The organism is Synechococcus sp. R55.7 (assembly GCF_047461955.1).
In the GTDB taxonomy this organism is placed as follows: domain Bacteria; phylum Cyanobacteriota; class Cyanobacteriia; order Thermostichales; family Thermostichaceae; genus Thermostichus.
In genome coordinates, this window is sequence record NZ_JANSIC010000231.1 from 1 (window position 1) to 4,063 (window position 4,063).

The window sequence follows — 4,063 nt, forward strand, 5'->3', positions numbered from 1 at the left end:
GGCCAATTGCACTCGCACTGTCACCCCCCAGACGGCTTCCACCCATCCCCAGAAGGCACTGACCACCAGGGATCCCATCAGGGCCAGCCAATGCCGCGCTTCCATAATCCGTATCCAGAGTTGCCTTTTGTACACCAACTCCAGCTTAGGATAAGGCAAGTTTCCAGAAATGGGCCGGTTTGTCTGTAGAAACTGCAGAGGGCTTGAGTCTCAATTCAGGTGTGGATCAGGTGTGGAGCAGGGGGGATCTGATAGAGATATGAGACTATCTATGAACGGGATCCCGTCTCCGGGGGAGCGGGCTGACCCGGTGGCTCCAGGAGGTCGGGTTGCGGCTGTCCTCCAGACAACCCGAAAGGCTGTCCGGCCCCAGGCCCAAGGCAAAGCGCAGCGAGTCCCCCGGTCGCCCATTGGAGAAGAAGAGAAAAGAACCCAAGGAAGCCAAGGAAAGAAGAGCCGCATAGCCAAACATGGCTCGATAGCCGGATCCCGCTGCTAAGGTGCCCAAAAGGGGCCCCGCCAGGCCAATGCCCAAATCAAACCCGCACATCACCAAGCTAAACAGGCGACCCCGCTCCGCCGGCTCCGAGCGATCGGCCACGAGGGCAGAGATGAGAGGGATCAAAGTCCCAAAACCGCAGCCTACCGCGACCCCAGCAGCCAGAAAAGCGCCGGTGCTGTTGGCAACAATCAGGATCCCCATTGCCAAGGCATAGGTGGCCAAGCTGAGGGAGATAAATGGCCCCCGCCCATAGCGATCGGAAGCGCGACCGGTGAGCAGGCGCACTCCAAAGCTGGCAAAGGCCACTGCCGTATAAAAAAGACCTGGATTCAGGGGAGCTCCGGCTTCTTGGATTAACAAGGCCACAAAGGTGGTCTGGGTGCCGAAGGCCAACCCCACCAAAAACATCACCCAAGCGAGGGAGCGCACCTTCGGGCTGCCCAGAAAGCTCCAGAAGGCCCCATCCATCGGCAGGGATCCCCAATGCCCACGTCGTTGTTCTCGAACCAGTTGGGTACAAAGAAAGCCCACCAACCCCAGCAGAGCAGAGAAGAGAAACGAAGGGCCATAGCCGGCAAACTCCTGCAAAAAGCCGCCCAAAGCAGGGCCAATGGCTGCGCCGATCGGATTGACCAAACTCATGTAGCCCAGGATCTCACCCCGTTTTTCTTCTGGGGCAAAATCCACCACCAAAGTCACATAGGCCGTGGCAAAAGCGGCGATGCTAACCCCATGAAAGGCTCGCACCAGCGCTACCCATGGGATCCAATCGGAGAGCCAGTATCCTATGGGGGCCATCCCCACCACCCCCATGCCGATAAGCAGCACGATCTGCCGGCTGTGGCCATCCGCCAGGCGACCCAACGCAGGGCGAAAGGCCAGCAACCCAATCGAAAAGGCCCCCATTACCCAGCCCACTTGCTGGCTGGTGCCACCGGCATCTCTGACGTAGAGAGGCAACGTGGGCAGCAGCGAGGATAAACTGGCCCAAAAGAGCAGCCCAGCCACAAACAAAATGCCCAAGTTGCGCCGCTGTGCCGGCTGCAGCTGCCCGAATACCCTCACGCCAACTCCTTATGCAAAATGGAACTCAAAGCGTTCTCCCAGAACCGCGCCCTAGGATAAGCCCACCTTCGCCGGATCCCTCAGCCCGAAATATTTAGGTGCTAACCTTTCTGATTGTAACCGTATGGTCTGGGGCTGGGAACCGGCCCTGCTCGCCTTTGCAGGCGCCTCCAGTCTGGGATAACAGCTAACCTCAAGTTACCTAGAGATGCGCTTTTTGGACTCCGACCCATGCCTGAACGATCGGATCCCCTCACTCGCAGCTTGATTGCCCTGATCCGGGGTTACCAGGTGGGTATTTCTCCTTGGCTGCCGCCTGCTTGTCGCTACTACCCCACCTGCTCCCAGTACACCTTGGAAGCGGTGCGGCGCTACGGTGCCCTACGTGGGGGTTGGCTGGGGCTCCGTCGCCTCTGTCGCTGTCATCCCTGGCACCCAGGGGGCTACGATCCAGTTCCCGATTTGCCGGGATCCGCGCCGACCCAGAAACCATTCCGCTAGCCGGACTCAGGAGACATTTAGGTCGATTGTGGGTAGCAGGCCACAACCTCGATTTCTACTCGGGCATTGAGGGGCAGGCGAGCCACCTGCACGCAAGAGCGGGCCGGAGCCGGATCGGTGGCAAAAAACTCTCGATAAACCTCGTTCATGGCCGCAAAGTCCTCCATATCGGCCAGGAAAACCGTTGTCTTCACCACATTGGCGAGAGTGGTGCCCCCCGCTTCCAGCACTGCCTGCACGTTCAGCAACGCCTGCCGAGTTTGAGAAACAATGTCCTCCCCCACCAGTTTGCCGGTTTTGGGATCCAGGCCCACCTGCCCGGCAGTAAACAGGAATGGCCCCAGAGCAGCAACACCCTGGCTGTAAGGGCCGACAGGAGCGGGGGCAGCCTCAGTTTGCACAGCACAAGGGCCTGGCCCGATTTGGCCCTGCTGGTGGCCGATCTCTGGCTTGGCCGGCTTCGTCTGCTCCATAGAGGTTTGCCCAACTCTGTCGCTACGCTACCACAGGTGGATCGCCAAAAAGCGGGGCCAAGAATGCCAAGATGAACTCGTTGAGAGGGAGAGGGATCCATGCCGTTGATCAAGCTGCAAACGTCTGTGCAACCAGAAATCGCCGCAGTAGAGGAACTGCTTAAGGTGCTGTCTGCTGCTCTATCGGAACAGTTGGGCAAGTCGGAAGCCTACGTGATGACTGCCTTTGAAGGTGGGATCCCGATGACCTTTGCCGGCAGTGGGGATCCCTGTTGTTACCTAGAAATCAAGAGTATCGGGCAATTTTCCGCCCAACAAACCCGGGCCATGAGCGAGTTTTTTTGCGGCACCATCGAGGCCCGATTGGGGATCCCCAAGAAGAGGATTTACATTGAGTTCAGCGATGCCAAAGGCTATCTTTGGGGATGGAACGGCACGACTTTCGGGTAAAGATACTTCCCCCACTCCAAGAGCTGTCTACTCTGGCTTGCCCTAGCTCGCCTCACAAGAACTTTGTAGGAGTTTAGCCAATGGAAGAGCTACCTCAACTCAACACAAATCCCCAAAAGCAGCGGATTTTGCTTAAGCTTGCTACCGGCTTGGGCTTGGCCATTTTTATCTTTTGGGCAGCCCATCGATTGGGATTTTTTGGAGTTATTCAAGACTGGCTCGCCGAAGCTCTGGCTTGGATTGAAAGCTTGGGGTTGCTGGGGCCAATCCTCTTCATTGCCATTTACATTGTAGCGACGGTGCTGCTTCTACCAGCCTCGGTGCTGACCTTGGGGGCAGGGGCCGTGTTCGGGTTGCTGGCCGGAACTGTGTACGTGCTGATCGGGGCAACCATTGGAGCCAACTTGGCTTTTTTAATCGGGCGCTACTTGGCGCGGGAACAGGTGGCGAAATGGATTGAGGGAAATGCCAAGTTTGCGGCCATCGACCGAGCAGTGGGACGTGAGGGATGGAAAATAGTCGGCCTGATTCGGCTGTCGCCTGCGTTTCCCTTCAATGTGCTCAACTACGCCCTGGGGCTGACCCAAATTTCTTTTCTGGATAACTTGCTGGGCACCGCTGGAATCGTGCCGGGCACTTTTATGTATGTGTACATCGGCTCGTTGGCGGGATCCCTGGCCGACATGGAAGGCGCGGAGTTGGATCCTCAGGCTCAAACCGCCCAATGGGTCGTTCGCCTCGTGGGGCTCATCGCCACCATAGCCGCTACCGTCTACGTCACTCGCATTGCCCGCAAAGCCCTACAAGAAGCGGTGGAGCCTGCCTAGGGAATTGCATTTTAAACAAGAATGAAATCTGTTGCATTGCTTCCCAACTCCTCTCTCTCTGGGAGAAGGACTGGAGGTGGTCGCGGAAGCGGCGCGGAGCGTTTGGGCAGCAGTAGGAGTGTCTCAATCCAGTTTGAAATGACTATAAGTTGGCTCGGCGAGCTAGTGTGTAGAAAGCACCGGGTTGAGAACGCTCACCGTTGGGCAGAGGCTTAGCCGACAGCTTGACAGAGGGTTTCCTGCCT

General features: G+C 57.6%; 5 protein-coding genes. 3 read left to right on the forward strand and 2 right to left on the reverse strand.

Annotation, left to right across the window (positions count from 1 at the left end):
* Positions 1 to 265: 265 nt before the first annotated feature.
* Positions 266 to 1,567: an MFS transporter gene (locus NW820_RS10785; protein WP_414407488.1), complete on the reverse strand. Its 1,302-nt coding sequence runs from the start codon at positions 1,565 to 1,567 to the stop codon at positions 266 to 268.
* A gap of 231 nt (positions 1,568 to 1,798) precedes the next feature.
* Between NW820_RS10785 and yidD the strand changes: the two genes are divergently transcribed.
* Complete coding sequence (gene yidD, locus NW820_RS10790; protein WP_414344078.1) at positions 1,799 to 2,068, forward strand: membrane protein insertion efficiency factor YidD; 270 nt, start codon at positions 1,799 to 1,801, stop codon at positions 2,066 to 2,068.
* A gap of 17 nt (positions 2,069 to 2,085) precedes the next feature.
* Here the strand turns inward: yidD and NW820_RS10795 are convergent, their stop codons facing one another.
* The gene (locus tag NW820_RS10795) at positions 2,086 to 2,469 is read right to left on the reverse strand and encodes a RidA family protein (RefSeq protein WP_414407490.1); all 384 of its coding nucleotides are present in this window, start codon (positions 2,467 to 2,469) and stop codon (positions 2,086 to 2,088) included.
* 171 nt (positions 2,470 to 2,640) lie between these two features.
* Between NW820_RS10795 and NW820_RS10800 the strand changes: the two genes are divergently transcribed.
* Both NW820_RS10800 and NW820_RS10805 read left to right on the forward strand, forming a co-directional pair.
* Positions 2,641 to 2,991, forward strand: coding sequence for a phenylpyruvate tautomerase MIF-related protein (locus tag NW820_RS10800; protein WP_011432208.1), 351 nt, complete (start codon positions 2,641 to 2,643; stop codon positions 2,989 to 2,991).
* A gap of 80 nt (positions 2,992 to 3,071) precedes the next feature.
* A complete protein-coding gene (locus NW820_RS10805) occupies positions 3,072 to 3,818 on the forward strand; it encodes a TVP38/TMEM64 family protein (protein ID WP_414407489.1) in 747 nt (248 codons plus the stop codon).
* Positions 3,819 to 4,063: the final 245 nt, after the last annotated feature.

Excerpts from the sequence above, each read along its gene's own strand:
- NW820_RS10800 (WP_011432208.1), top strand. The coding sequence starts at position 2,641 with ATGCCGTTGATCAAGCTGCAAACGTCTGTGCAACCAGAAATCGCCGCA.
- yidD (WP_414344078.1), top strand. The coding sequence starts at position 1,799 with ATGCCTGAACGATCGGATCCCCTCACTCGCAGCTTGATTGCCCTGATC.
- NW820_RS10805 (WP_414407489.1), top strand. The coding sequence starts at position 3,072 with ATGGAAGAGCTACCTCAACTCAACACAAATCCCCAAAAGCAGCGGATT.